Source organism: Microbulbifer maximicatervae (SeqCode) (assembly GCF_052467225.1).
This window is the reverse complement of the sequence record NZ_CP174303.1, coordinates 2364622-2389627: the sequence shown is the minus strand read 5'-3', so window position 1 is coordinate 2389627 and position 25006 is coordinate 2364622. Positions and strand designations below refer to the sequence as shown.

General features: G+C 50.1%; 24 protein-coding genes and 1 tRNA gene. 9 read left to right on the top strand and 16 right to left on the bottom strand.

Annotated features, from left to right (window positions below; genetic code table 11):
- Positions 1 to 57 precede the first annotated feature (57 nt).
- The 5 genes from ACJJIZ_RS10575 to ACJJIZ_RS10555 form a co-directional block, all read right to left on the bottom strand.
- Positions 58 to 142 (bottom strand) — tRNA-Leu (locus tag ACJJIZ_RS10575).
- Between the two features lie 182 nt (positions 143 to 324).
- Entirely contained in the window at positions 325 to 1500 is a 1176-nt protein-coding gene (gene fadA / locus ACJJIZ_RS10570; protein WP_444916096.1) for an acetyl-CoA C-acyltransferase FadA, read from the bottom strand.
- 11 nt (positions 1501 to 1511) lie between these two features.
- Positions 1512 to 3668 carry a fatty acid oxidation complex subunit alpha FadB gene (fadB, locus tag ACJJIZ_RS10565; RefSeq protein WP_444894326.1) on the bottom strand — a complete coding sequence of 719 codons (2157 nt, stop codon included), beginning with the start codon at positions 3666 to 3668 and terminating at the stop codon, positions 1512 to 1514.
- 299 nt (positions 3669 to 3967) lie between these two features.
- A complete protein-coding gene (locus ACJJIZ_RS10560; RefSeq protein ID WP_444916095.1) occupies positions 3968 to 4552 on the bottom strand; it encodes a type II toxin-antitoxin system RelB family anti-toxin in 585 nt (194 codons plus the stop codon).
- A gap of 76 nt (positions 4553 to 4628) precedes the next feature.
- Positions 4629 to 6485 (bottom strand): beta-ketoacyl synthase, encoded by a 1857-nt coding sequence (locus tag ACJJIZ_RS10555; protein WP_444916094.1) that lies wholly within the window; start codon positions 6483 to 6485, stop codon positions 4629 to 4631.
- 139 nt (positions 6486 to 6624) lie between these two features.
- Between ACJJIZ_RS10555 and ACJJIZ_RS10550 the strand changes: the two genes are divergently transcribed.
- Entirely contained in the window at positions 6625 to 7611 is a 987-nt protein-coding gene (locus ACJJIZ_RS10550) for a GlxA family transcriptional regulator (protein ID WP_413665170.1), read from the top strand.
- Here ACJJIZ_RS10550 and ACJJIZ_RS10545 read toward each other — a convergent pair.
- Both ACJJIZ_RS10545 and ACJJIZ_RS10540 read right to left on the bottom strand, forming a co-directional pair.
- Positions 7591 to 8244 carry a class I SAM-dependent methyltransferase gene (locus ACJJIZ_RS10545; RefSeq protein ID WP_444916093.1) on the bottom strand — a complete coding sequence of 218 codons (654 nt, stop codon included), beginning with the start codon at positions 8242 to 8244 and terminating at the stop codon, positions 7591 to 7593. The genes ACJJIZ_RS10550 and ACJJIZ_RS10545 overlap by 21 nt on opposite strands.
- Position 8245: 1 nt before the next feature.
- A complete protein-coding gene (locus tag ACJJIZ_RS10540; protein WP_444912651.1) occupies positions 8246 to 8722 on the bottom strand; it encodes an Hsp20 family protein in 477 nt (158 codons plus the stop codon).
- A gap of 146 nt (positions 8723 to 8868) precedes the next feature.
- On the opposite strand from ACJJIZ_RS10540, the gene thpR reads away from it, so the two are divergent.
- Positions 8869 to 9453, top strand: coding sequence for an RNA 2',3'-cyclic phosphodiesterase (gene thpR / locus ACJJIZ_RS10535; RefSeq protein WP_444916092.1), 585 nt, complete (start codon positions 8869 to 8871; stop codon positions 9451 to 9453).
- 91 nt (positions 9454 to 9544) lie between these two features.
- On the opposite strand, the gene ACJJIZ_RS10530 is transcribed toward thpR, so the two are convergent.
- Positions 9545 to 10474: a hypothetical protein gene (locus ACJJIZ_RS10530; protein WP_444916091.1), complete on the bottom strand. Its 930-nt coding sequence runs from the start codon at positions 10472 to 10474 to the stop codon at positions 9545 to 9547.
- Between the two features lie 539 nt (positions 10475 to 11013).
- Here ACJJIZ_RS10530 and ACJJIZ_RS10525 point away from each other — a divergent pair.
- Positions 11014 to 11370, top strand: coding sequence for an HPF/RaiA family ribosome-associated protein (locus ACJJIZ_RS10525; protein ID WP_413665165.1), 357 nt, complete (start codon positions 11014 to 11016; stop codon positions 11368 to 11370).
- A gap of 87 nt (positions 11371 to 11457) precedes the next feature.
- Here the strand turns inward: ACJJIZ_RS10525 and gorA are convergent, their stop codons facing one another.
- Complete coding sequence (gorA, locus tag ACJJIZ_RS10520; RefSeq protein WP_444916090.1) at positions 11458 to 12816, bottom strand: glutathione-disulfide reductase; 1359 nt, start codon at positions 12814 to 12816, stop codon at positions 11458 to 11460.
- A 241-nt stretch (positions 12817 to 13057) separates the two neighbouring features.
- Here gorA and ACJJIZ_RS10515 point away from each other — a divergent pair, with 241 nt between their 5' ends.
- Positions 13058 to 13558, top strand: coding sequence for a hypothetical protein (locus tag ACJJIZ_RS10515; RefSeq protein WP_413665163.1), 501 nt, complete (start codon positions 13058 to 13060; stop codon positions 13556 to 13558).
- Between the two features lie 78 nt (positions 13559 to 13636).
- On the opposite strand, the gene ACJJIZ_RS10510 is transcribed toward ACJJIZ_RS10515, so the two are convergent.
- From ACJJIZ_RS10510 to ACJJIZ_RS10495, 4 genes are all read right to left on the bottom strand, one after another.
- Positions 13637 to 14761, bottom strand: coding sequence for a TIGR01620 family protein (locus ACJJIZ_RS10510; protein WP_444916089.1), 1125 nt, complete (start codon positions 14759 to 14761; stop codon positions 13637 to 13639).
- Entirely contained in the window at positions 14758 to 16215 is a 1458-nt protein-coding gene (locus ACJJIZ_RS10505; RefSeq protein ID WP_444916088.1) for a YcjX family protein, read from the bottom strand. Before ACJJIZ_RS10505 ends, ACJJIZ_RS10510 begins: the two co-directional genes overlap by 4 nt.
- Before the next feature lie 138 nt (positions 16216 to 16353).
- The gene (locus ACJJIZ_RS10500; protein ID WP_444916087.1) at positions 16354 to 17163 is read right to left on the bottom strand and encodes a GIN domain-containing protein; all 810 of its coding nucleotides are present in this window, start codon (positions 17161 to 17163) and stop codon (positions 16354 to 16356) included.
- A gap of 131 nt (positions 17164 to 17294) precedes the next feature.
- Positions 17295 to 17717 carry an HIT family protein gene (locus ACJJIZ_RS10495; RefSeq protein ID WP_413665159.1) on the bottom strand — a complete coding sequence of 141 codons (423 nt, stop codon included), beginning with the start codon at positions 17715 to 17717 and terminating at the stop codon, positions 17295 to 17297.
- Positions 17718 to 18053: 336 nt separating this feature from the next.
- Between ACJJIZ_RS10495 and ACJJIZ_RS10490 the strand changes: the two genes are divergently transcribed.
- The 4 genes from ACJJIZ_RS10490 to tcdA all read left to right on the top strand — a co-directional run bounded on the left by ACJJIZ_RS10490 (position 18054) and on the right by tcdA (position 20302).
- Complete coding sequence (locus ACJJIZ_RS10490; protein ID WP_444896694.1) at positions 18054 to 18413, top strand: hypothetical protein; 360 nt, start codon at positions 18054 to 18056, stop codon at positions 18411 to 18413.
- A gap of 138 nt (positions 18414 to 18551) precedes the next feature.
- On the top strand, positions 18552 to 19016 hold the full coding sequence (locus tag ACJJIZ_RS10485; RefSeq protein ID WP_413665157.1) for an FKBP-type peptidyl-prolyl cis-trans isomerase: 465 nt from the start codon (positions 18552 to 18554) through the stop codon (positions 19014 to 19016).
- Between the two features lie 49 nt (positions 19017 to 19065).
- Complete coding sequence (locus ACJJIZ_RS10480; protein ID WP_444905780.1) at positions 19066 to 19515, top strand: thiol-disulfide oxidoreductase DCC family protein; 450 nt, start codon at positions 19066 to 19068, stop codon at positions 19513 to 19515.
- On the top strand, positions 19502 to 20302 hold the full coding sequence (tcdA, locus tag ACJJIZ_RS10475; protein ID WP_282933452.1) for a tRNA cyclic N6-threonylcarbamoyladenosine(37) synthase TcdA: 801 nt from the start codon (positions 19502 to 19504) through the stop codon (positions 20300 to 20302). The genes ACJJIZ_RS10480 and tcdA overlap by 14 nt, the downstream gene beginning before the upstream one ends.
- On the opposite strand, the gene ACJJIZ_RS10470 is transcribed toward tcdA, so the two are convergent.
- Positions 20299 to 21183 carry a LytR/AlgR family response regulator transcription factor gene (locus ACJJIZ_RS10470; protein WP_444912644.1) on the bottom strand — a complete coding sequence of 295 codons (885 nt, stop codon included), beginning with the start codon at positions 21181 to 21183 and terminating at the stop codon, positions 20299 to 20301. The genes tcdA and ACJJIZ_RS10470 overlap by 4 nt on opposite strands.
- A 138-nt stretch (positions 21184 to 21321) precedes the next feature.
- On the opposite strand from ACJJIZ_RS10470, the gene ACJJIZ_RS10465 reads away from it, so the two are divergent.
- Positions 21322 to 22518 (top strand): acyltransferase family protein, encoded by a 1197-nt coding sequence (locus ACJJIZ_RS10465; protein ID WP_444905782.1) that lies wholly within the window; start codon positions 21322 to 21324, stop codon positions 22516 to 22518.
- Position 22519: 1 nt separating this feature from the next.
- Here ACJJIZ_RS10465 and ACJJIZ_RS10460 read toward each other — a convergent pair whose 3' ends face one another.
- Complete coding sequence (locus ACJJIZ_RS10460; protein WP_444916086.1) at positions 22520 to 24178, bottom strand: aminotransferase class V-fold PLP-dependent enzyme; 1659 nt, start codon at positions 24176 to 24178, stop codon at positions 22520 to 22522.
- Positions 24175 to 24963, bottom strand: a complete 789-nt coding sequence (locus ACJJIZ_RS10455; protein ID WP_444916085.1) for a TatD family hydrolase — start codon at positions 24961 to 24963, stop codon at positions 24175 to 24177. The genes ACJJIZ_RS10460 and ACJJIZ_RS10455 overlap by 4 nt, the downstream gene beginning before the upstream one ends.
- Positions 24964 to 25006: the final 43 nt, after the last annotated feature.

Genomic DNA, 25006 nt, shown 5'->3' with positions numbered 1-25006 from the left:
AAGAAGCCCGCACCTACCCCTCCAGGGCAAGTCACACGGACTTCAAGGCTTTTAATTTGGTGGGGACGGGGAGACTCGAACTCCCACACCTTTCGGCACCAGAACCTAAATCTGGCGTGTCTACCAATTTCACCACGTCCCCAAATCGAACCTGCCGCTAACTCTTTGATATTTAAGCGCTTTCGCTACTTTTTTAGAGCCCATCGCGACAAGGGGTGCAGATTGTGCCACAGCATTTTGGGGTCTTCAACACTTTACTGAACACTTTTCTCATAAAATAAAAAAAGGCGCCTCAAAGGCGCCTTTTTTCGGGGTCTAATTTCCTTAGACTCGCTCTACAACAGTGGTAATACCCTGCCCCAGACCGATACACATGGTAGACACACCCAGGTTGCCGCCCTCATTCTGCATAACGCTCAGCAGGGTGCCAGTAATGCGCACGCCAGAGCAACCGAAGGGGTGACCCAGGGCAATAGCGCCACCGTACAGGTTGACCTTCTCATCCATCTGCTCGAGCAGATCCAGGTCTTTCAGCACCGGCAGCGCCTGCGCGGCAAATGCCTCATTCAGCTCAAACTTGTCGATATCGCCAACAGTTAGACCCGCTCTCTTGAGCGCCTTCTTGGTAGAGGGCACCGGGCCATAACCCATAATGGACGGATCAACACCAGCCAGCGCCATTTCTTTCACGCGAGCAATAGGAGTCATACCCAAAGCCTGAGCGCGCTCAGCGGACATTACCAGCATCACAGAGGCACCGTCGGTGATCTGAGAGGAGGTGCCGGCTGTTACCTGACCGTGCTTCGGATCGAATGCTGGCTTCAGCTGAGCCAGACCTTCCACGGTGGTGTCCGGACGGATGGTTTGGTCCGCCTCAACCAGGAAAGGTACGCCGTCATCGTCATGACCTTCAATAGCGATAATTTCGCGATTGAATTTGCCAGCCTTGGTAGCTTCAGCGGCGCGATGGTGAGAGCGTGCACCGAACTCATCCATCTGCTGACGCTGGATACCGTGCATCATCGCCAGGTATTCAGCAGTCATACCCATGGAGCCGGCAGCTTTAGCCATATAGCGACCCAGCATTGGGTTGGGGCTAACATGCTCCATCATGTTCAGGTGACCCATGTGCTCAACACCACCCACAACGTACACATCGCCAACGCCAGCCTGGATGTTGGCAGCTGCAGTATGCAGGGAGGACATAGAGGAGCCGCACAGGCGGTTGACGGTTTGCGCCGGGATAGTGTGTGGCAGACCAGCGCGCAGCAGAATAAAGCGAGCTACGTTAAAGCCCTGCTCATCGCGCTGCATAACACAGCCCCAGATCAGGTCATCGATCTCGGCGGGATCGAGCTTGTCATTGCGCTGCATGAACTTTTTCAGCAGCTCAGCGGACATATCATCGGCGCGAACATGGCGATATACGCCATTCTTCGAGCGACCCATGGCCGTACGCGCGTAGTCGACGATTACGGCATCTCTAGGATTTAAACTCATCGCTATTCTCCTTACTTGTCGCCGTAGTAGGTTTTGCCACTTGCGGCCATTTCACGCATGCGATCGGTCGGCTTGTACAGCTCACCCAGATCGGCGTACTTATCGGCAATCTTCACGAATTCATCCAGACCAATGCTGTCCAGCCACGCGAAGATTCCACCGCGGAACGGAGGGAAGCCAATGCCGTAGATCAGCGCCATATCAGCTTCAGCTGGGGAATCCACGATACCCTCTTCCAGGCAGCGAGCCAGTTCGGTTGCCATAGGCACCATCATGCGCTCGATAATTTCGTCTTTTTCAAACTCGCGACGTTCAGCAACGTGCGGCTTAAGCAGCTCGTAGGACTCTTCAGTAGCCACTTTCTTCGGGCGACCTTTTTTGTCCTGCTCGTAGTTGTAGAAGCCTTTGTTGTTCTTCTGGCCGTAACGACCCGCTTCATACATAACGTCGGAAGCAGCGGTAAAGGTTTTACCCATGCGATCGGGGAAGCCTTCAGCCATTACGCTTTCTGCGTGAACACCGGTATCGATACCGACAACGTCCATCAGGTAAGCGGGGCCCATCGGCCAACCCCAACGCTCCATCACCTTATCAACGGCCTGGAAGTCAGCGCCATCGCGCACCAGCATGGAGAAACCGGCAAAGTAAGGGAAGAGAACGCGGTTAACCAGGAATCCAGGACAGTCGCGTACAACAATAGCTTTCTTGCCCATCTTATTTGCGTAGGCAACAACGCGAGCTACAGCTGTGTCGGAAGTTTTCTCTCCGCGAATCACCTCAACCAGCGGCATTTTGTGCACTGGGTTGAAGAAGTGCATACCGAGGAAGTTCTCCGGACGAGAGAGCGGCTCAGCCAGCTGGTTAATAGAAATAGTGGAGGTGTTAGAAGCGATTACAGTGTCTTCGCTTACTTTGGTTTCCACTTCTTTCAATACTGCATGCTTCACCTTGGGATTTTCAACCACCGCTTCCACAACAACATCGATATCGTTGAAGCCGTCGTAGCTCAAGGTAGGCTCGATACGGTTGAGCACTTCACCCATTTTAACGGGGGTCAGGCGCTTGCGATCAACCAACTTGGACAGCAGCTTGTTCGCCTCATTTAGACCAAGATCGATACCCTTCTGGTCGATATCCTTCATCTTGATCGGAGTGCCTTTGTAGGCAGACTGGTAAGCGATACCGCCACCCATAATGCCAGCACCCAATACTGCCGCACGCTCAATCGGCTTATCGGCTTTCTTCTCCCAACCTTTGGCAACTTTACCAATTGCCTGGTCAGCCAGGAACAGCCCTACCAGAGACTTCGCAGTGCCGGTCTGCGCGCAGAAAATGAACTTCTCCTGTTCAATTTTCAGCGCTTCATCACGGGTCAACTTGTAACCCTGCTCGATTGACTCAACCGCAGCTACGGGAGAGGGGTAGTTTTTACCCGCCTGCTGACCCACAAATGCCTTGGTGGTAAAGAAGGCCATTAGCGCTTCAGTATCATTCAAGGGGATTGGAGATTTCTTCAGCTCGCGAATGGCTTTGTAGTCCAGCTCGCCATTAATAGCGCGCTCAAGCAGCTTGACCGCTGCATCTTTGAGCTTGGCAGTGGGGATCACCGCATCGACAGCGTGAGCTTCCAGAGCGGCGGCAGGCTTCTGCTCTTTACCCGCTGCAATCCACTCAGCAGCAACATCAACACCCACTACACGCGGCAGGCGAACAGTGCCACCCCAGCCCGGAATCAGACCCAGCTTAACTTCCGGAAGGCCAACTTTGGCCTCTTCGCCCATCAGGCGGAAGTCACAGCCAAGACACACCTCAAAACCACCGCCAAGCGCGTAGCCATTAATTGCTACCGCAGTCGGTACCGGAAGGTCTTCCAGGCGGTTGATATTTTCGTTGTTCTGATTCATCAGATCAGCAACGCCCTCTGCACCTGCAGAGAAGGCACCACCAAACTCAGTGATATCAGCACCAACAATGAAGACGCCTTTACCGCTGGTCAGCAGTACACCTTTAACACCATCCGCTGCTTCGATAGCATCCAGCGCTTGGGAGAATTCAGAAACCGTCTGACGGTTAAATTTATTGACGGATTCGCCTTGCAGGTCGAATTTGAGCTCGGCGATGCCGTTGTCCAGCATCTGTACCGTGAGCGCTTTGCCACTAAATAACATTGATTGACCTCTTTTATTCTGGGCCGCGATCCTGGGCCCGGGGTCGGAATTTTTGTGCAACCAAGGGCCGCCCCGCACAGCGCGGTGACACTTAGGCCCAATTTGGTCAGCCGTAGTATAGCCAGATTCAAACGATTGTTTGAATACTATTTCTTACAAATGGAGTGGCACCAGGAGTGCCAAAGTACAGAAATTCGCCAGTTTGCGAACGGAATGAAATTAAAGCAGGGCTAGTCTATCTCGGATCGTGCCGCCTTATCAGCCACTTGGCACGAACTCCCTCTTTTCTAAACCACCTTTCAGGAATTGGGCTCTTGAAGGTCGGGATGCCCATAAGCCGGCATCATTGCGCTGACAACTACACAGTCACAGCGACCTATATTTCGAAAGCGGTGCGGACGCTGAGCATCAAAATAATACCCATCACCGGTACTCAGCAGGGCAAAATCGGAGCCAACCGTAACCTCCAGGTCACCACTGACAACCACTCCACCAATCTCCCCCTCAGTAGACTCGAGAGAAAAGCCGGTATCATCCCCAGCCGGAAATACTTTCCACAATAGCGACATGCCGCAGTTTGCCTTTGCCCCTCCAAACAAACGGCAGGACACAGAGCCATGACCGATCTCAGGCACTTCATTTCCGCGAAAAAAAATTTGCTTTGCGCCCGATATTTCCAAGGAAAAAAAATCGGTTAGCGACATAGGAATGGCGCCCAATATTTTTTTTAAGGAGCTTACGGAAGGGCTAACCTTTCCCAATTCAATAAAAGAAATTGTTGCGTTGGTTACCCCAGCCCGTCTCGCCAACTCCCTCTGTGAGATACCGTAAATGTGGCGCACCATTTTCAAGCGGGCGCCAACATCCTCTTCAGGATCATCCATGCTCCCCATTAGCTCCTTTTGTGCAATCTCCCCTCAGGTAAAAATCACCGTAATTGAGGTATTATGTAAAAGCCAATCACACCATATCTTCAAAGGGATTTCCATTTGGCAACTTCACCGGCGGCATTCCGGGTAAACAAATTTCTTCTTCTGAGATAGTGATCTCACTTTCATTGATCATGCCCTCACCAAATCGATAAATAACATCAAGCTCACCACGAGAAGCCTTGGTGTTGTACTTTTCGCTCTGCTCTACAACCTTCTCGTTCAACGCTTGAGACGTCACAATGGCCGATTTGCCATGACGCTTTTCCATCATTGATTTTGTGATCTGCGGGGACAAAATTGTTGCCGTCGCATTATTTCCGCCAAAACCTTTCGAGTTTAAGAACGCTAAATCAAGCGCACCCCTACCCCTATCGGTATGCTCAAGGGAAATATCCAGATGCTTACAATGAACATCATCGGCGATGTGATCAACGGTGGTTACTCCCGGGAGTATGCCGCGATCAAATACACCTAACGCTGTAACTAACTGATCTCCACTGGCTGAAGCAACGGTATGCCCCAAAAAGGCCTTGACCGCACAAATCGGCCACTCGGCAATACCAAATGCGCCGGCCAAACGATCAAAAATGGCGGACTCAGTAACCCGATTTTGCGGCGTGCTGGAGCCATGGGCTTGCACAAAGCTGCGACGCCGCAAACTATCCTCACCCACAATTGCCCGCGCCTCCGCCATTGCCCTGGCCATCGTCAGGTAATTCCCGGGACCCGGCGCAGAAATCGATTTTTTTGTACCGTCGGCATTGGTAAACACACCAGCAACCGAACCATATACGGAAGCACCCAACTCAAGCGCCAGAGCATCATCCATTAAGATGACCCACTGGGTACCCTCACCCAAGGTAAAACCACAGTTCTCACCGAACGGGCGACTGGTGCGTCGATAATCAATTTCACCAGGGAAAAGCTTGCGTAAATTCTCGGTAGTGGCAAGAGCACCCATCGTTGAATAGCCATCGACAACTTCAGGCACAAGGGGCGCCTCAGCCGCACCAATTACAGCGACCCGCGCCCTACCCGAGCGAATATCTTCAACGCCAGCGCGAAGGTTGTACAGGAAGGTTGCGCAAGCACCGGCAACAGCGCCAGTAGAACCGACATTTCCGAGCACATAAGCGTTAACAAAATCCGCTGGCATACTATTTAGACCAAGCGCTAACTGTTTAGAGCTTACGCGACCACCTCGCAGGCGGGACTGCAATAGACCACCGTTGCCAAATGGGTCCAGTTGACTCATTGCCGAGGCGGCATAGAGTGAAATATTTCCCGGCCCAGCCGCAGATACAACGGTATCCCAATCAACCCCCAAAGACTGCACAGCATCTGATGCGCCCAAGAGGGCCAACTGCAATCCCCTCGGGTGAAATCGAGAGTTATATTTAGTGCCCGGTTCAAATCCAGTTGGGAGCTGGCCGGCAGCAGCCACACTTATCTCACGGTGGCTATCCAACAAAACTGACAGCTCAGCTGTGGTGACCCGAACCCTGCCGCCCTGGATATGCTCCAAGTGCCAATGAGCTGGCACAGGCTGCGGAAGCTGCCGGGTGGAAATTTCAAATGTCAGGCCCTGGGGGTTTGCGAGCTGGGCAGACTGATGGAAATGGCACTTGCGGTAGTCGTAATAGCGACTCTCTAGTTCGCGTACCAAAGTACCATCCAACACCTGCTGCTCAAGGGCAGGGTCCAAAATGCCTTCAGCGTTGTCTCCGGTACGCAAGCCCATCAGGGCAGCCAGGTCGGAAAGAGTGCTATCCCTCTCTTCCTTACCCAGTTTATCCAGCACGAGGCGAGAGTACCCCCTATGGAAAGAACTACGTCCAGCAGGGTTGAATCCACCGAATGCGGTGATTACGGGAAGGCGCTGCATCCTGACCTCCAGCCAAGCACTAAACACTATAAAAATAAGAGATGCGAGTGTAGGGGGTGGCGATTCTGTCCAGTTATGGGCATACTGGCCAGCAAAATTGAGTGTTTTGGCCAATAGCGCAAGTGCGCATAGATGTGTAATGCGAACAGTAACTTTTCTACTTATCGACCAGATGCTGGCAACCGGTACCGTTCTCCCACTTGAGATGCTCCGCGGTGCGGAGAGTCGCGCCAGGGTTGAGGGCATCAAGGGCAGCCTAAAACTGGTGACCGCCAGTTTGGATGGGGCACCAGTAAATACCCGCTGCGGGTTTACCCTTCAACCGGACGTCGCTCTTAGCGATGCACCAGATAGCGACCTAATCTACATCCCGACCATGTGGCGCAACCCCCGCCCCGCCCTTAAGCGAGGCGGAAAAATATTGGAATGGCTGCGCCAACAGGAAAAACAAGGAGCTGCAATTAGTGCTGTGGGTACCGGAGTTTGCTTTTTGGCCGAAGCGGGCCTCCTTAACGGAAAACCTGCAACCACCCACTGGCATTATTTTGATCAATTTAGCTCAGACTATCCAGAGGTAAAGTTAAAACGTCAGTATTTTATTACCCAGGCAGACAAACTTTTCTGTGCGGCCAGCGTCAATGCCCTCGCCGACGTAACGGTTCATATGATCCGTCAACTGTATGGGCCGGCCATCGCCAGTCATGTGGAGCGCAATTTCTCTCACGAAATTCGCCGCCCATTTGAAGAGATAGCCTACTCAGAAGGATCTGTTCACTTACACCCAGATGAAGATATCGTTCAAGCCCAGGCCTGGCTCAAAGAACATTGCAATACCGAGGTACGCCTTAGCGAAGTGGCGCAACTTTTCGATATGAGTGTGCGATCGTTCAATCGCCGGTTCAAACTTGCTACAGGACAGACACCATTGCAGTATTTGCAAAATGTCAGGGTTGACATGGCGCGCGAGCTTTTACAATCAAGCAATTTATCGGTCAATGAAATTGCTGAAAAAGTTGGTTACCAGGATATGGGGCATTTCACAGCGCTATTTAAAAAATTTCTGGCAACAACTCCAAGTGAATATCGCACCACGGTGCGAGCCAAGCTATTCAGGGTCAACACTTAATTTTCTTAGAAAAATAACATCACTGTGGACAAACTGGAGCTCGGCACCGAGTGACCGAGCCAACCATTCAAATGTCTTCACGCTAAAGAAGCAAATATGTGTAGGGTCTCTGATATAGTGCCAATTGGCGAAGCGCTCTGCAGAAATAACCAGTTTCGTCATCAGGGCCATAACCCCCCCTGTACGAAGCCTTTGCCAAAGGTTTTCAAGTTCCTCTCCTGGCCTCACAAGATGTTCTATCACTTCTGTAGCAACAATAAAGTCGTAGCTCCTATGCAGCGCCTTCCTGGCCGGCATGTAAAAGTGATCATACAGGTCCACCCGATGTCCACTCTCCGCCAAAATTCTGGCCAATAAAGGCGCCGGGCCACAACCAAAGTCCAGGCCATGGCAGGCTCCACTCAACTCTTTCAGTAACGGCTGCGCGCAACGACTGAGAAATTGATGGTAACCGTCATCCTCCATCGAATTCTCATGGAGGTCGTAATAAGCTCTCTCTTTTTCAGGTGTCAGATGGTATTGCGGCGGCACAAAAACGAGCGCGCAGTTATCACACTGATGATAACTGCGGAATTTATCCTGATGGTAAAACTGTACCGCACTTTGGCGGCACAGCGGGCAATGAAGCGACAACTTACGCTACTGCAGCAGTGGACTTAGTCTCACTTTCTTTGTGCTGCAGCACATTACCTTCTGTAATCGAAATTTTTCGTGGCTTCATCGCTTCAGGTATTTCGCGTACCAATTCTATATGTAACAACCCATTAGCCAGTTTTGCATCGGTCACTTTCACGTGATCGGCAAGCTGAAAACGCCGCTCAAAATTTCTTGCGGCGATACCCCTGTGTAAATAATTTCCCTGGCTATTACTTTCTGGCTTAGTGCCGCTAACCACTAAACGATTTTGCTCCACCTGAATATCGAGTTCAGACTGCTCAAAACCAGCGACAGCCATGGAAATTCGGTAGCTATCCTCGCCGGTCAACTCTATATCGTAAGGGGGGTAGGAAGGCTGTTTTTGCTCGCTTGTGGTCATTGCATCGAGCAGGCTGGCCATACGGTCAAAACCAATTGCAGAGCGATAAAGTGGAGAGAAATCAAAATTACGCATTATCATATCCTCAATTCAGAGCAATATTTAAAACTACGTCCGTCAAATGACCGGACTCTATTCAGGGGCACTTTTCATTGAAGCTACCACCTGTACAACAAAGATATGGGCAGAGGTTTCTAATTCAAGGGTGACAGATAAATTTTATGCCAAAAAATTACAAAAAACCTTTAGAGCCCGCTTGTCGAATCTTTATCGGCATCCAGCTCGATAAAACAACACAAGAATTTTTAAATTATTTAACAAACCTCATCACGGAAAAACAAAGCGCCTCATCCTTAGCCAGCACCCGTTGGATCGCCTATAAGAATCGTCATATCACCCTTTGTTTTTTAGGCCAGGTTCCAATTAAAACAATACCGTCACTAAAAACCGGGTTGACCTCAATCGCTCGAAACACAACTGAGACGAAAACCCGCCTATTTAAACTTGATACCTTCCCGGGCAATGAAGCTCACCTGATCGCCGCAGAAATCACAGCCACCAAACAATTGGCGACCTTGCATATGTCTGTCAAATGCCTCGCAGAGAGCCTATCCATACCGACAGAAAACCGGCGCTATCGCCCACACATCACCCTATGCAGAAACAGGAAACAATTTCACGGATTTTCTCCAGTCGACCTAGAACACCCAATAACAATTAACAATATTACTCTCTACCAAAGTCAACCAAGCCCGACAGGAAGCCTTTACACCCCCCTACTCACAACTATTCTACAGTCGCGGTAAAACTCCTCCCCACTGGTAAAATCTATTTTCTGGAACCCCAAAAGCAAAAAAGCGAGCCTTAGGCTCGCTTTTTTGCTTTTTCACTGAACAATTAATTCAATTCTGACAGCACATACTCTGGGTACATAACCAATCTTGGTCGAGACAGGCGACGCGCATCAAAAATAAAGACATAGCGAGCCCCATCATCCTCAGCCGGAATTGTACGGCGGAATTTCCAAGTGTTAATTTTATAAGTTTGGCGACCTGACTCAACGGTAGTCACCAAGCGATATTGATTTTCCCCCAAAAACTCAAAGGGCACTCTTTCCCCCCCAGTTGGCCGCAACTCAAGATCCCGGAACGTTTTTCTATCGTTACCTTCTTCGTCAGCCAGGAGATCACTTAGGCGTGCTGTTTCCCGCCTTACATAATCCAATAAGTCGGCATCGATCTCACGCTTAGCAACAGCTTCCACTTTAGCGGGCTCCTCGCGCTTTGGCGGCTCGACCTGAGCTTTAATTTGCGGGGGCTTTGGTTTCTCATTAGTAGCAGCAGCTCGCGCCATAGCTGCCCTTCTCTCGGATGCTTCAGCCTTTGCCAGCATATCCTCAACCATCTTGCTAATTTTATCCTGCTGGGCAGAAATCTTAGCTTTGGCATCAGCAATTGCCTGCTTCTCTTCAGCCAGTTTTTGTTGAAGCTGCTGATGATTTTCTTTAATAAACTCGAGACGACGTGAACGGCTATCGACACCTCTCTCCGCCATAGCGAAGGCATGCTTAGCCTTCTTCAGGCGACGCTCAGTATCTGAGTTGGGGGTTGACTCATGAGCCCGGGTCGCTTGATTGAGCTCCTGGCGACTCGCCTCGTATTCCAGGCGCAGGTCATCGAGAGATTTCTGGGCCTGCTCAAGCTTATATTCATAGGAGAGCAGCTCATTTTCGACATCCTCGAGCCCAACACTCCGATTTTCAAGAGACTGTTCCAATCGCGCAAGACGGTTCTTCTCCGCCGTGAGGGGCGTCTGCGCTTGTGCCACTGCCCCACCCATAACTACTAAGCCCGCCAAAAGGAGCGAGCAACACCGCTTTACCGCCATCGTCGTGAACCCATTTCTCGAATTGATGTGTTTCGTGTTTTGGAAGCGCAGCGACTCTGAATCTACGACAGAGTGAAGCTACTGCGCAATATGGTCAATTTTACGCAGGGAGCAAGCTATGAGCAATGACCTTGCGTTCACCTGAGCCAACCAGCTGATCAATAAACCTTCAAATCCACAATATTGAGTCACCACAGTGACACCACTCCAAAATTTATATGAAATTTTTCTGCGATAGCGCTTGATTTTTTTTTTGGCGGAAGCATTATGGATACCAGGGAGAAGATCGCTGGACTCAGCGGAAACCCGACCCGGACGTAAAACACCCTAAGCTGCTTTGTCAGCAAACAATCGTTGCGATTCCGGCAGCTCGGCGCTTCAACTGCAGCCTCGAACCCTCCCACTAGGGCGCCCTACCTTCTTTACAGCAAACCGCAACAGCGGCCTGCATGGTTTCTTTTAACCGGAGGTATGTGCCCATGAAATCAGCGCCTAACGATAACATTGTGTTCCGCGACATTGACAAGTCAGCCGCCCTGGCGACTACCGTATCCAAGAAGTTAAACAAGCTGGAACGTTATTGTGGCGACATCATACATAGTCGCGTAGTCCTCGAAGCTCCTCATCAACACAAAACTAAAGGCAGACACTTCAAGGCATCACTAGAGCTTGCGATTAGTGGCAATCCCGTGACTATTAGTAGTGAGAACGAATCCATACACCGAGCGGTAAACGACACATTCGCCTCCGCCGAGCGCTGTCTGAAAGAGCGTAGCGAACGCAAGAAAACACGGCGGCACCAAGCCCTACAAGAGGTTGTAGAAGAGCCCAGCTAAAAACTGAGAGTCACAAAAAAGGCGGCAAAATGCCGCCTTTTTCATTATTCACAACTGCAACATATATCTACAGCGTAACAACAGAACCTAACCTGCAACTGGAGTTCTCATAGTTACAAACTCCTCAGCAGCAGTGGGGTGAATTCCAATCGTTGAATCAAAGGTGCTTTTGGTAGCTCCTGCCTTAAGCGCTACGGCCATCCCCTGAATAATCTCCCCTGCGTCATCGCCAACCATATGCACGCCAATCACCTTGTCGTTGGACGCATCTACAACCAGCTTCATCAATGTCCGCTCTGTATTCCCACTCACAGTGTGACGCATTGGCCTGAATTCCGACTTATAAATAGTGACGTTGAGTCCAGAGTCCCGTGCCTCTTCTTCAGACAACCCCACAGTTCCGATATTCGGTTGACAGAAAACTGCTGTAGGAATGTTGTTATAGTCAATTTCAGCCGTCTCTCCCGTGCGCCAATGCTTAACCAAGGCCATAGCCTCCGCCAAGGCAACAGGAGTAAGCTGAGGCTCACCCGTTACATCTCCCAGTGCATATATTGACTGCACACTAGTTCTAAAATTATCGTCCACAGAGATTGTGCCATCTTTGTGCAAGACAACACCCTGCTCCTCTAGCCCCAACCCTTCAACATTTGCTACGCGCCCAGTAGCGTAAAGCACCATATCCACATTAATACTGGAACCATCATCGGCATGAGCGAGCAAGCTACCATCCTGAAGCTTCTCAATAGAAACAACGTTGTGGTTAAACTTTAGATCGATATTTTTCTTCTGCATCTCATCGCGAACAAAAGTGCGAATATCTCGATCGAATCCTCGCAAAAATAAATCTCTTCGATAAGAGAGGTGCACGTTTGCGCCGAGTCCAGCAAAGATGCCTGCAAATTCAACGGCAATATAACCCCCACCAACAACCAAAACTCGCTTGGGAAAGTTTTCCATTGAGAAAACTTCATTGGAAGTCAGCGCAAATTCCCGTCCCGGAATATTCGGAATAAATGGCCATCCGCCTGTCGCCACCAAAATACGCTCTGCAGTAATTTCTTTGCCGTTAACAACAACACAGTGAGGACCTTTGATGCTGGCTCTGCCATTTAGGGTTTCCACCCCAGAGTTATCCAGCAAATTGCGATAAATCCCATTGAGTCGAGCAACTTCTTTTGCGTTGTTATCCCGCAGTGTTGGCCAGTCAAACTCAGCTCCCGCGCTATTCCAGCCATAGGCTCGAGCATCAGAAAAGCCTGCGGAATAGCCACTCGCATAAACAAATAATTTTTTGGGAACACAACCTACATTTACACAGGTCCCCCCCATATAGCGGTCTTCAGCCACAGCGACCTTCATTCCTTGTGCAGCAGCCATCCTACTTGCACGCACGCCACCAGAGCCGGCACCAATAACAAACAGATCAAAATCATACTCAGCCAAAATAAACTCCCACTCAGCTATGCTTCGAATAATTTTTAAACAGCCCGACAATAAGTTTTCTGTGAACAACCATCTCAAGCTGACAATTCTTACTTAATAACCGTTGACACTTGACTTCGCTTTGGATATTCATGTGACTGCTGTCACAGATATCAGCCCGCCAGAGGAAATTGCACAACAAAAAAACCTGAGGCGGATAAAATAACAGTCATTAATAAGAGCAAAACCTATGGGCAATAATATGAAATACCCAAATGCAGTGATGCAGCGCGCCCTATTGCTTACCTCTCTACTGCTCATCAGCAATTTAAGCAGCGCAAAGTCTCATCCATCCTATCTGTCAGAAAAATACTGTGGCGATGTGGTTGAACAATTTGTCGGCTCGGGCATGCGTAGCCTCGACAAGTATATCAACCATAACTTCAACCCCGAATACACCGGGGGAATTCGCAATACAATACAGTTTCTTGAACAGAGGTTGGACTGGCTGAGCGAGTGCGATGATTACCTGACAGACACCACAAAAAGCTCAGTATTTCACAGCAAAGACGACACACAAAAGATCTTCACCGCCATCAGAGAGTTAGCCAAGGAGCTCCAACACGTCCGGTCTGGAGTTGAATATCGGGATGAATCGGGAAATAACAACCCCGCCCCCTTCATACAGCGCCGCTATGAAGCCCTGGCCCAGCTGGTTGATCGACATCACACCCGCATGTTGATGAAAAAACAGTTTCAATAAGTTGCTGACAAAGGGGGCAGATTTTCGCCCCCTTACATCAAATAGTCAGCCCAAGAGATTGACTTACGATCCCAGTAGCTACTCGGTACCCGCCTTCCGAACCTTTGCTTCCTTTCGCGAGCTAAGCCCAACCATAGAAAACAACTCGGGCATCCTCTCTTTAAGGCCACCACCAATACGGGCCATAACTGATCTCAGGCGAGGGCGCTGCTTTTCAGTAAAAGGGATTGGCCGACAGCTTTGCATTGTCGCCAAGCCGATACGCGCAACAAACAGACTGGCTCCGACCCCCTGCCCCAAACGCACAGATACTGTGCTCAGCATGCTATCGCCAACAAGTTCCGGCCACATTTCACTGATCGCATACTCACTCGCGCCAGTGTAGGCGACCAAAGACAAAACCCTCTTGAACAAGCGCCATCGCACCACAAGAGACGGCTGCACACCATAAATCTGCGCCACATCATCAATCATTCGCAGTGACTGCCTCAGGGCAACCAGAATATCGATACTGGCAAAAGGGCTCAGCCCAACCAGTGCACCAGTGCTCGTTGAGTGGCGCACGACTCTCCTTAGAGCCTCTTGGTCAAGGGCATTTAAGAAGGTAACCTCTAAATGCTCTAACAACTCACTGCTATCGTAATAGTCAGCTGCCTCATCTAGAACTCGATTGAGCAGTACACCTTGGGGCTTACCGGCAAAATGCTCCTGCAAATTGCGCCTGAATACTTGCGCCTCTTGGTGACTGCGGCAGTCTCGGGCCTCGGCAGCCATTGCCTGAGTTTTTTCAAGCTTGTTCAGTGGGCGCCCCGCTCGGAAAAACTCCCACACGGAACTACCAATGATTGCACTGAAGCCCGCCATCAAAACAGCCACAAAAAGTCCCAATCCCCAGTGTTTATCGACCGCCCATTGATAAAGTCCATAAAACTCCCATCCGACCACGACCACCACTACTGCAAGCGCAGAGAGCACTGCTGACTTTAGCCACTTAAACCGGAAAGTGGGTAGGCGCAACTCGGAGAAAGCAATCCGATCAGGAAGAGACTCTCCAGTGGTTATTGACCTAGGAATCTCCACTGACTCATCCGCAAGCGGTTCCACCCGCGTCGCATCTCTGTGCGGGACCTCCTGTCCAGGCTCATCTAGCGACTCGATACGTGTTTCGCGACGGTACTCAGTATTTTTATCACTGTTAATCAAACCTTATCTCCCAACAGAAGGTTCAAAAGAGCATCCACCCGTATATGTGGAATATGTCCTTCCTGCATTCCCACTGGAGGCCGCAGCTGTGGTGGTGCAGCTCCCGCATAGTGGCTCCACCCCTGCTCTTCATAGGGCGCCTGGGCAAAAATTTCCGCATTCTCAAAACCCAAATACTGCCCTTCGAGGTCATAACCCATCAGCATTCTCCGTCCATTCTTCTGCCCCTCTCTAGAGCAGCGAACCGCGGCAATCGCCTCACTAAATACCGGCAAACCCCGGTGACGGGCATCGGAGAAAGTCTGTTGTAACTGCTGGCCTAGAAGCTGCCTCAAAGCATCGTGGTCGGCAGCAAGTACCTGATCGACTTTAGTCGCAGCAAAAAGGAGTCGATTAACCTTTGGGCGCCATAGCTTGCTTAAAAACCCCGATTCGCCATAGCGGAATGTATCGGCAATATGAGCAAATGCCAGACGCATATCTTCCAGGGACTGTTCACCAGCAAATAGAGTGCCAATCATATCTACCAGTACCAGTTGTCGATCGATATGTCGAAAATGGCTATCTACAAAGGGTTTTACCTGCGCCCGCACATAGCGTTCGTAACGCGCCTGCAAAACCTTAAAAACACTACTCTCAGACAAAGCAGCTAACTGCCCAGCATCTAAACCACGCAAATCCAGGAGTGGGACTACCCCGTACGCCTCCTCGTCTAGCAGCGCTCTACCAGGCTGTAAATAACTGAGATTCAACTTGGTTCGGCAACTCAGAAGATAAGCTCGGTATTCCCCCCATAATTCGTCCAAATTTACTTCACTGGCATTCGCCTGGGGGGACAGTGCTGCCAGCTGAGCTATCAACCGGGGGGCCAGCATTGATCGCGCATCTGTAGAAAATAGGTGTGCTTGATGACGACACCACTCTGCGTAATCCATACGCAATAGCGGCAAGTCCATCAACCATTCCCCGGGGTAGTCACGCAACTCCACTACCAACGTCTTTCTACCATTACCCCGAAAACGGCGCCGGCTGCGTAAATGGATGTGTAACTCCATAGCCGAAGCATCTCTAGTACTCTGTGGCCAACTAGGTGGCTCAGCCATCAGTGCCGACAGGCAGGTCTGATAGTCAAATGGCGCCAAACCAGAGTCCAGCGCTGGCTTCAACTCTGCCCCCAACAGATCGCCATTGAGCGCAGGGGCAAAACCAGGTAATTGAGACTTCTCCGGATTGCAGAGTTGGTATATCAGACTGGTGAGAAACGTGGACTTGCCAGCACCACTGAGCCCAGTGATACCGATACAGATGCGTCGGTCCAACAAGCGCTCGGCGGCCCAGTGGGATTTATCCTGGGCCTCTCGGCTCCAGCGCCGTAGTTTTTCTTTTAAATGTGGGCGAGATTGACTCTCGCGAGACATAGAATCTTCGCGGTCCAGCGACACACACTCTGTCACTTTGGGCTCCATATAAAGCTGACTTCCAGAAATGGGGATAGAGAGGATGATGGAGGCTCAAGAATACCCCCAAAAAGAAATAGGCGCACAGCCCTCTGGCCGAACGCCTTAGATGCAAGGGGGCTCAGGAGCCGCCACTTAGTCGACCAGCGCTACGTCTCCCGACCCCATCACTGAGAAGGAGTCAGTTCCCGGCCGTTTCAAGACAATATCACCCGATCCCATTATTGAACCGCTGGCAGTATCGGCGCGCAGACTGCGGCCAATAAAATCTCCTGAACCCATGAGGCGAACGTTCACATCGGCGACTCGCCCGCCAACCAACATATCGCCGGAACCTTGTATCTCCGCTAGTAAACTCTCACCGGTAATAGTACTTATCTTCATGTCGCCAGAGCCTGTCACCGCTACTTCCCCTTTGACAGTCAATGCCATGTTGAGGAACAAATCACCGGAACCAGTAACATACGCTTTCAAGGATTCTGCGGCGACCTTGTCGATATTGATCATTCCTGAGCCCGTCACCCCCAAAGTTAGGCCTTCACTCTCAACACTTGAAGATCTAGCCTCACCAGAGCCAGTCACCTTAAGAGCCTCAATTTTAGGCATCGTCACGGTGAAGTTAACTTCATCTCCCTGCCCTCGGGATATGGTGACAAATCCAAAAAGGTTCTGGGTGTTTTCCTCAACGGATAACTCCAACCTTTCCCCTTTCACCTCAACTTTGACGTAGGGCATTGTGCTGATAGGGCCGACAGCGACAACTTCAAAACTGTCCCCCTGAATCAACTTCAAGTGAGAACTTCCCTTGAGAGACACCTGAGTGAACCCTTCCATATCGAAACGCTTAGTTTCCATTTCTTCTGCCTGGGCATTAGTGCAAAACGCAGCGACTGTGGCGAGGACTACTACCAGCGGGGCAAAGAGTGTCTTCTTCAAAATCATCATTAGAGGAATCTCATCGTTATTACCAGTTCATACCTATGTGACTCAGTAAGCGGGGGACTTGGATGCAGTGTCCCACAAATATTTTGGGGACACCATATGACCATGCAGTCTAAAAAATCAATCTTAACGACCTAGCCGCACTCCGCCTCGCTAAAGCCCAGCTCCTTTAGGGATTGTCGAATCTTTTCCGCCTCATGTGCCAACTGCTCTGAAGAAGCAGGCTTTTGCTTAGAGAAGTCAAAGTCTGACAATTCATCTACGGGTATCAGGTGGATATGGGTATGTGGCACTTCAATCCCAGCGATCATCACGCCCACTCGCTTCGGTGAGTAAGTTGCTTTCAGCCCTTTCGCCACCTTTTGCGCAACCAGCATTAGATGACTCGCCAGCTCCTCCGGAACATCATCCCAATGATTAATTTCCTCAACAGGGATGACCAAACAATGACCAGCCTTAATGGGTGAAATGGTCAAAATAGCTACGACCTTTTCATCTCTCCAAATAAAATTGCCAGGTAAATCGCCATTAATTATCTGAGTAAAAATACTTGCCATAAATTATCTCAAAAGGTTGAAATTTATTATTTGGTGCAAACGTGCAGTCTAACACCAAGAAGAAAAAATAAAGTGTAAAGGCTTAGAAAATACTTGCGCAAACATAGATTTTCTTCTTTGGCGAAATAAGCCCCCAATATGTGACAACCTGTCGAACAGAATGACAATTTTCTTAAACCAAGTTGGCATACTGAAAGAATATGTCTTAGGCTCGTCACCAATTAATGTTGTACCGCCATTGAGCCAATGCACATTGTGCTTCTCGTTACCAAAATACTTTTTCGGCTCTGCGGATAAACTTTAAATCAGTGCCAACTGCTCACCGGGGGGAGAGATATGGAAAGCCTGTTGGATCAGGTCGGTGGTGCTAAATTTGTCAACCGTACAGTCAGTGAATTTTACGGTGCTCTCAGCCACCACCTTTCAGCCTACGAAACTTGTGATTTCCGCAAACAATTAAGTCGTCAAGCTCAGTTTTTGAGCCATGCGTTGTCATCTACACCGGAACCAGACCGGAGTAGTCGCGCCCGTTTTTTAGCCAGGGGGTTAAACCCAGAGCTATTCGATTCAATGCTGGAGTATTTCGAGGGTCGCCTATTGGAGTTGGGCTATCGCCCTGACTTCAGCACACAACTGGTTGCGATCGTAACCAATCTCTATGGAGGTTGTGAGCAGGACCTGTCAATCGCTTGCTAATCTTTATCAGCGGCGCGCACGCACAAGTTGCGGCGCGCCCGCCCTGTCAATACAATTGCGCTTCACAGCCTTTACCCCCCGTTTTATTGCGCAGCGGTAAGCGCTCATTCACATACTCTTTTATATCAGAGATTATTCATGAAGATTGCCAACCACACAGTTGTGGAGATCCACTACACCCTGAAAGATGCTGACGGAACAGTCATTGACTCCTCAGCCAATGGAGAGCCGCTCAAATATCTGCAAGGGGTTGGTAATATCATTCCTGGGCTTGAGCGCGAGATGCTGGAAAAGGCACCCGGTGATAAATTTACTGCGGTAATCGCACCAGAAGACGGTTACGGCGAGCAAAACCCGGAGCTGATCCAAACCATGCCGCGCAGTGCCTTTGGTGGTGTTGAAGAGTTATCTGTAGGAATGGCATTCCGTGCAGAGAGCACCGAAGGTCACCCGATTGAAGTCGAAATTATCGACATCGACGGCGACGAAGTCACTATCAATGGCAACCACCCCCTCGCCGGCGTTGAGCTGCACTTCGAAATTGAAGTTGTTTCTGTACGCGAAGCGACTGCCGAAGAAGTTGATCACGGCCACGTGCACTGATCCCATGATATGAAACGCCGCCAGCCGCGCGGCGTTTCCCCCTTCCCCAATGTCATTGCCAAACAACATCATCCTGTTTGATAGCATCTGCAACCTGTGCAATAGCTGGAGTCAACTAATACTCAAGCGCGACAGAGAGCAGCGCCTTACCCTGTGCCGAGTGCAGTCCAATGCAGGCCAGCACTTCCTTAAACAGCTGAACCTGCCGCTGGACACTTACCAGACCATGATTTTGCTGGAACGACATGGTGGCACTTACCAATCCTTTTACAAAAGTGAAGCGGCACTGAGAATTGCCAGCCGCCTACCACAACCCTGGCGTTTATTGGCCATTTTGCGCTACATTCCCCGCCCGGCAAGGGATTGGCTCTACGACTTGGTTGCTCGAAACCGCTATCGCTGGTTTGGTCAACGGGAAAGTTGCCTATTGCCGTGTGACGCTGACAAACAGCGGTTTTTGGAAGATGTACCTGAAGAGACCCCAGATGAGCTTGTCTGACCAGTATTTACAGCGATTTGGCGGCATTGCTCGCCTGTATGGCGATAAGGCCCTCGAAATTTTATCCTCTGCTCACATATTGGTGATCGGTATTGGTGGCGTAGGGAGCTGGACCGCAGAGGCCTTGGCGCGAAGCGGCATTGGCCAGTTGACGCTAATAGACTTGGATGACGTCTGCATCACCAATACCAATCGTCAGAGCCACGCACTCGCCGATACTGTAGGCCATATCAAGGTCGAGGTGATGGCAGAGCGCCTACGGCAGATTAACCCGGAGATTACAGTTCATACGGAAGAGGACTTTATCGCTAATGACAATTTCTCAGAGCTGATCAATCCTGATATACACCCTATCGATGTGGTGATTGATGCAATAGACTCCGCACGGGTAAAAGCCGCCCTGATCGCTTACTGTAAAGCCCGAAAAATACGCTTGATAACGGTTGGTTCCGCAGGAGGTAAGCGCTCCCCCGATCGCATTGAGTGCGCCGATCTCGGCCGTACAATTAATGATCCGATGCTGGCAAAAGTCCGCCAACATCTATACCGCTTTCACAACTTCCAGAAGAGTCGCAAGCGCCAGTTTGGCATCGATGCGATCTTTTCCACTGAAGCAATGGTATACCCGCAGCCAGATGGGCAAGTATGCCAGCAGAAGAGCGCTATGCAGGACGGTGTTAAATTAGACTGCAGTGGCGGCTTTGGTGCGGCAACTATGATTACCGGCACCTTTGGGTTTTTGGCCGCCAACCGGGCCATCGAGCGACTTCTCCAGGCAAAAAACTAAGCCGGGGTTAATTGAGCCCTCAGCTGATCGCGGTAGCGCCTGCTCACCGGGATCAGCTGGCCGCCAACCAAGTGAATACGCGCATCACCGCTCTCCAGGGGTTCAATCTCCGCAATAGAGTCCAAGCGCACAATATAGGAGCGGTGGATGCGAGCGAATGACCCTGGATCCAAACGCTCCAGTAACTTGGTCATAGTCTCTCTCAGGGGGTAAATTCTATCGCCCAGGTGCAGATTGACATAGTTGCCAGCAGCTTCCACCCATTCGATATCCTGCACATTAACCAGAAATTCTTTTCCCAGCTTTTTCACCAGAAGACGCTCCGGCCTTTCTACTGGCTCAGCAGCATCTCCCTCATCTGGCTCTTCTAGTAAGCGCGCCTCACCCTGTAAACGTACCAATAAGAAGCGGTACAAATAAACAGAGCTTAAAAGAGCGGCATAGGTTTGAATATCTTTGAGATATTCATAGAAAAATTCTACAGGCCAGTTACCAAAGTTATAGGAACCGTCATTAAGGTGGTAAATGACCGTCCTCATAAACACCATGCCGGAAACGTGGACCAAGGACCAAGGCAAAGTGAAAAATAAATGTATGGCCAAGTTCTGCCGAACTATCCCCTTGCGCAGGGGAAAATAATGATCAAGAAGCAATATCAACGGAAATAAGATTGCGATCATTAGGATACTGGTTCCCTCCCACACCAGAAATTCCCATGGCTGAAAAATAGAACCCCAGCGGCGGTGATCAAAGTATGCCAAAGCGAACTGAACAAGCCACTGGCCGACAAAAAACAACACCCAGAACCCCACCTCAAACTGTCGCCGGTGCGTCAAATACTGCTGAACCGTCATTGCTCCTGAACCAGTATAAAAATTCATCGGCAGTCTACCCCCGATTCACCCCCAAAAACCACCACTGGCCCCTAATACCCTACAAATCGGCACTTTGGGATAGCTAATGGCAAATACTAACGGGAGCATAGCAAGCGACTAAAACAGCCTCGAACGACGAAACCTATGCATTCAATAACACAGAGACGCCACGATATTGACGCCCTTCGTGTACTAGCCTTTGGCCTACTTATTCTCTACCACCTGGGAATGGCCTATGTCGCGGAATGGGGGTGGCATGTAAAAAGCAGCTACCAAAGCGAGCCACTACAACTGGTAATGCTAGCGGTTAACCAGTGGCGGATGCCGTTGTTGTTCCTGATTTCAGGTGCAGCCAGCTATTTTCTCTTCCACAAGCTGGGCACTGGGGGTTACTTACTGAGAAGAATGAAGCAGCTATTGATTCCGCTGGCATTTGGAATGCTGGTGGTGGTTCCACCCCAGGCCTACTATGAAGCGCTAAGCAACGGCATTATTGAGCCTGGATACTTATCTTTCCTGCTGAAGTACTTCTCGTTCAGCCCCTGGCCAGAAAATGCCTTTGCTGGAAGTGAGTTTGGCCTGACCTGGAACCACCTGTGGTATCTACCCTATCTGGCATGCTACACCCTGGCCCTTATTCCTCTAGCCCTGTGGTTTAAACACCAACGGTGGCTGGGCCGATTCATGGAGAATATTAAATCTTGGCAACTGCTAATTCTACCGCTTGTGCCTATGATGGTGTACGGCCTGGTCCTATTTCCGCGCTTTGGTGGAATAAACTATGCCGTCGTCGACGACTGGTACACCCATGCCAGATTTTTTACTTATTTCTTCTGCGGCTACTTGCTGGTCAGCAGTAACGCTCCCTGGGAAATACTGGCAAGGCTGCGCAATCGCTTGATTATTGCAGCGCCCCTCACTTTCGCCCTATATCTATTATTTGATCGAGTACTACCTGATAACAGTATTCCCGCGCAGAAAATACTGCTTTTTATTGTTATCTATACAAATCGATGGGTATGGCTCCTGGCTGTTTTAGCCTGCGCTTATCGATTTCTCAATAAGCAATTCCGTTGGTTACCCTATGCCACTGAAGCGGTTTATCCCTGGTATATCCTCCATCAAACCATTACCGTAATCGCTGTGTATCAATTGGGGCAACTCGCTCTGGGGCCCATCCTGGAGCCCTTGCTAGTATTATTAATCACTATTTTCGGCTGCTGGGCTTCATATGAATTTATCATCCGAAGAAATCCAGTTTTACGGCCGCTGTTTGGTTTAAAGCCTATTTCCAATATAAGGCCTATTGCGGTGGAGGCCCCCATACCCCGCTCCAGTTAAGTTAATGGGAGGTCTGCTCCACCAGATTCAAAGCACGTTGCAGCAATGCGTAAAAACCATTGCTGCGCGATTCACTTAAGTGCTTACCGAGTCCTAGCTCAGCAAATAACAGAGAAAGATCTCTCTCTCGAATCTCAGTAGCCGTGCGGCCATCAATTTGTGAAAGTAATAACGCACCCAGGCCTTTTACAACCCGGCTGTCGCTTTCCAATCCAAAATAGTGCCTACCACCCTCTGTCCGGTGCGCTAACCAAGCTGCAGACTCACAACCCCGCACCAGGTTTTCTTCGGTACGTATCTCGGGCTTTCGGGCAATAGTTTTACTCCACAGCATTAATTCTCTATAACGTCCCTGCCAGTTGCGCTGGGAAACCAAACTCTCTAGCAATAACGAGGAAAAATCATCCCTGGCCCATTCATCACTCTGAATACTATCCCCCTGTTCAATTGACTTCTGGATCTCACAGTACTCTTTCAGGGCCTGCAAAAAAGCCTGAATATCACTATCAGTATTGTAGGCTGCGACTGATGCTCGGACCGTCACCAAATCACCGCTCTCTTTACCTAACAATTGTGCACAGTGATGGCCTACTCTCACTGCAATATCGCGCTCGTCCAGCCAGTGCATCAAATCGGCAGCGCTACCATGAATAGGCACAAAAGAGACAATACCCAGATTGTGGCGCACTTGGCTGATAACCCTAAAATTGGGGGACGCTATCAGTTCGCGATGTATCCATCGCACCAATTTCTGCTCATGCGCCGCTATAGCGACCCTATCTTGCTGCTCAAGAAATTCCAGTGCCGCTCCAAGACCCGCTATTGCCGCCAGCGGAGAAGTGCCTGCCTCAAATTTGTGCGGCAAGCCTGCATAATGACTCGTTTCAAGTTCAACGTCGGAGATCATTTCTCCACCACCCAGCCATGGTGGCATAGATTCCAAAAGTGTTTCCCTACCGTATAAGAAACCAATTCCTGACGGGCCGTAAAACTTATGTGCGGAGGAAACAAAAAAATCACAGCCAATTTTCTGCACATCAATCACTTCATGGGCTGCCAACTGGGCGCCATCAACAATCCACATCAAGTGCTTTCTGCGCAGCAATTGCCTCACTGCAGCCAGGTCCGGACGCAATCCGAGTGCGTTGGAACCGCCGGTCAGGGATACAATTCTTGTGCGCTCATTCAGCACTTCTCCCAGGCGATCAAATTCCGGGACACCCGCTACATGGGGTACATAGCGTAAACTCAAATTGAATCGCTTGGCCGCCATCTGCCAAGGGATAATATTTGCATGATGCTCCGCTGTTGAGATGACAATTTCATCCCCAGCCTGCAACTCACTGCACAGGCTGTGCGCCAACAAATTCAGTGCCTCAGTAGCACCGCGACAAAATACAATTTCCCTTGTGCTGGCAGCATTAACAAATTGTGCCGCTTGGCGACGCACTCGCTCCACCATCTCTGTAGCCTTACGGGCTAGACGGTGACTGGAGCGGTGCGTATTGGCATTGCTGTGCACATAGTAATCGCGTACAGCATTAATCACTGTCTCTGGTTTCTGCGTCGTTGCAGCATTATCCAGGTATACCAACTCCTTATTCTCCTCTTGAGCAAAGAGGGGAAATGACTGCCTGAATGATTCAGCGGAAAAACTCATAGGGAAAATAACTTCTCAGTATTTCGACAGGTAGCATTGGCGATTTCCCGCACGGAAACTCCCCGTAAATCAGCCAGTGCTTGTGCAATTTTAGAAAGGTTTTCAGGGCTATTACGCATACCCTGCTGACCTGAAAGAGGCATATCCGGGGCGTCCGACTCAAGCAGCAAACTCTCCAGCGGCGCACGTGACACAGCCCGTCGGGTTTTCGCTGCCCGTGGGTAAGTAATTGTTCCACCGATACCCAGATAGAAGCCGCGCTTCCAGTACTCTTGCGCCATTTGCTCACTGCCACTGAAAGCGTGGATCACACCTCCCCGCGGGAGCTTGAATTGCTTTAACAGCCTCAGGAGTTCATTGTGGGCCCGGTGAACATGCAGAATAATCGGCAGTTCATGGTTACTAGCAATCTCCAAATGAAGCTTGAGAATATCTTCCTGCTTATTCAAGTCAGTGCCGATAGAGGCATCCAAGCCACACTCTCCAACAGCGACACATGAGTATTTCTCAAGGCTCTCACTAAGCCGTACTCCCAACTCCATCAGGTTTTCCCGCCAACGGGAATCTTGCGGGATTTTCTTCACCCACCAAGGGTGAACACCAGCAGCCATCATCCAACCGGGCTGTTCCGATACCAGAGCGCCCAACGACTGCCACTGAGCCTCGCAAACGCCGGGGATAATGACCCTATCTATTCCGGCATTGAGACATCTTTGCCACACCTGCTCCCGGTCCAGAGAAAAAACCTCAAAATCAAAGTGGCAATGACTGTCTATAAATTTCACTTGTGATACCCATTATTCGCGCGCATATTAGCATGAAGTCGCC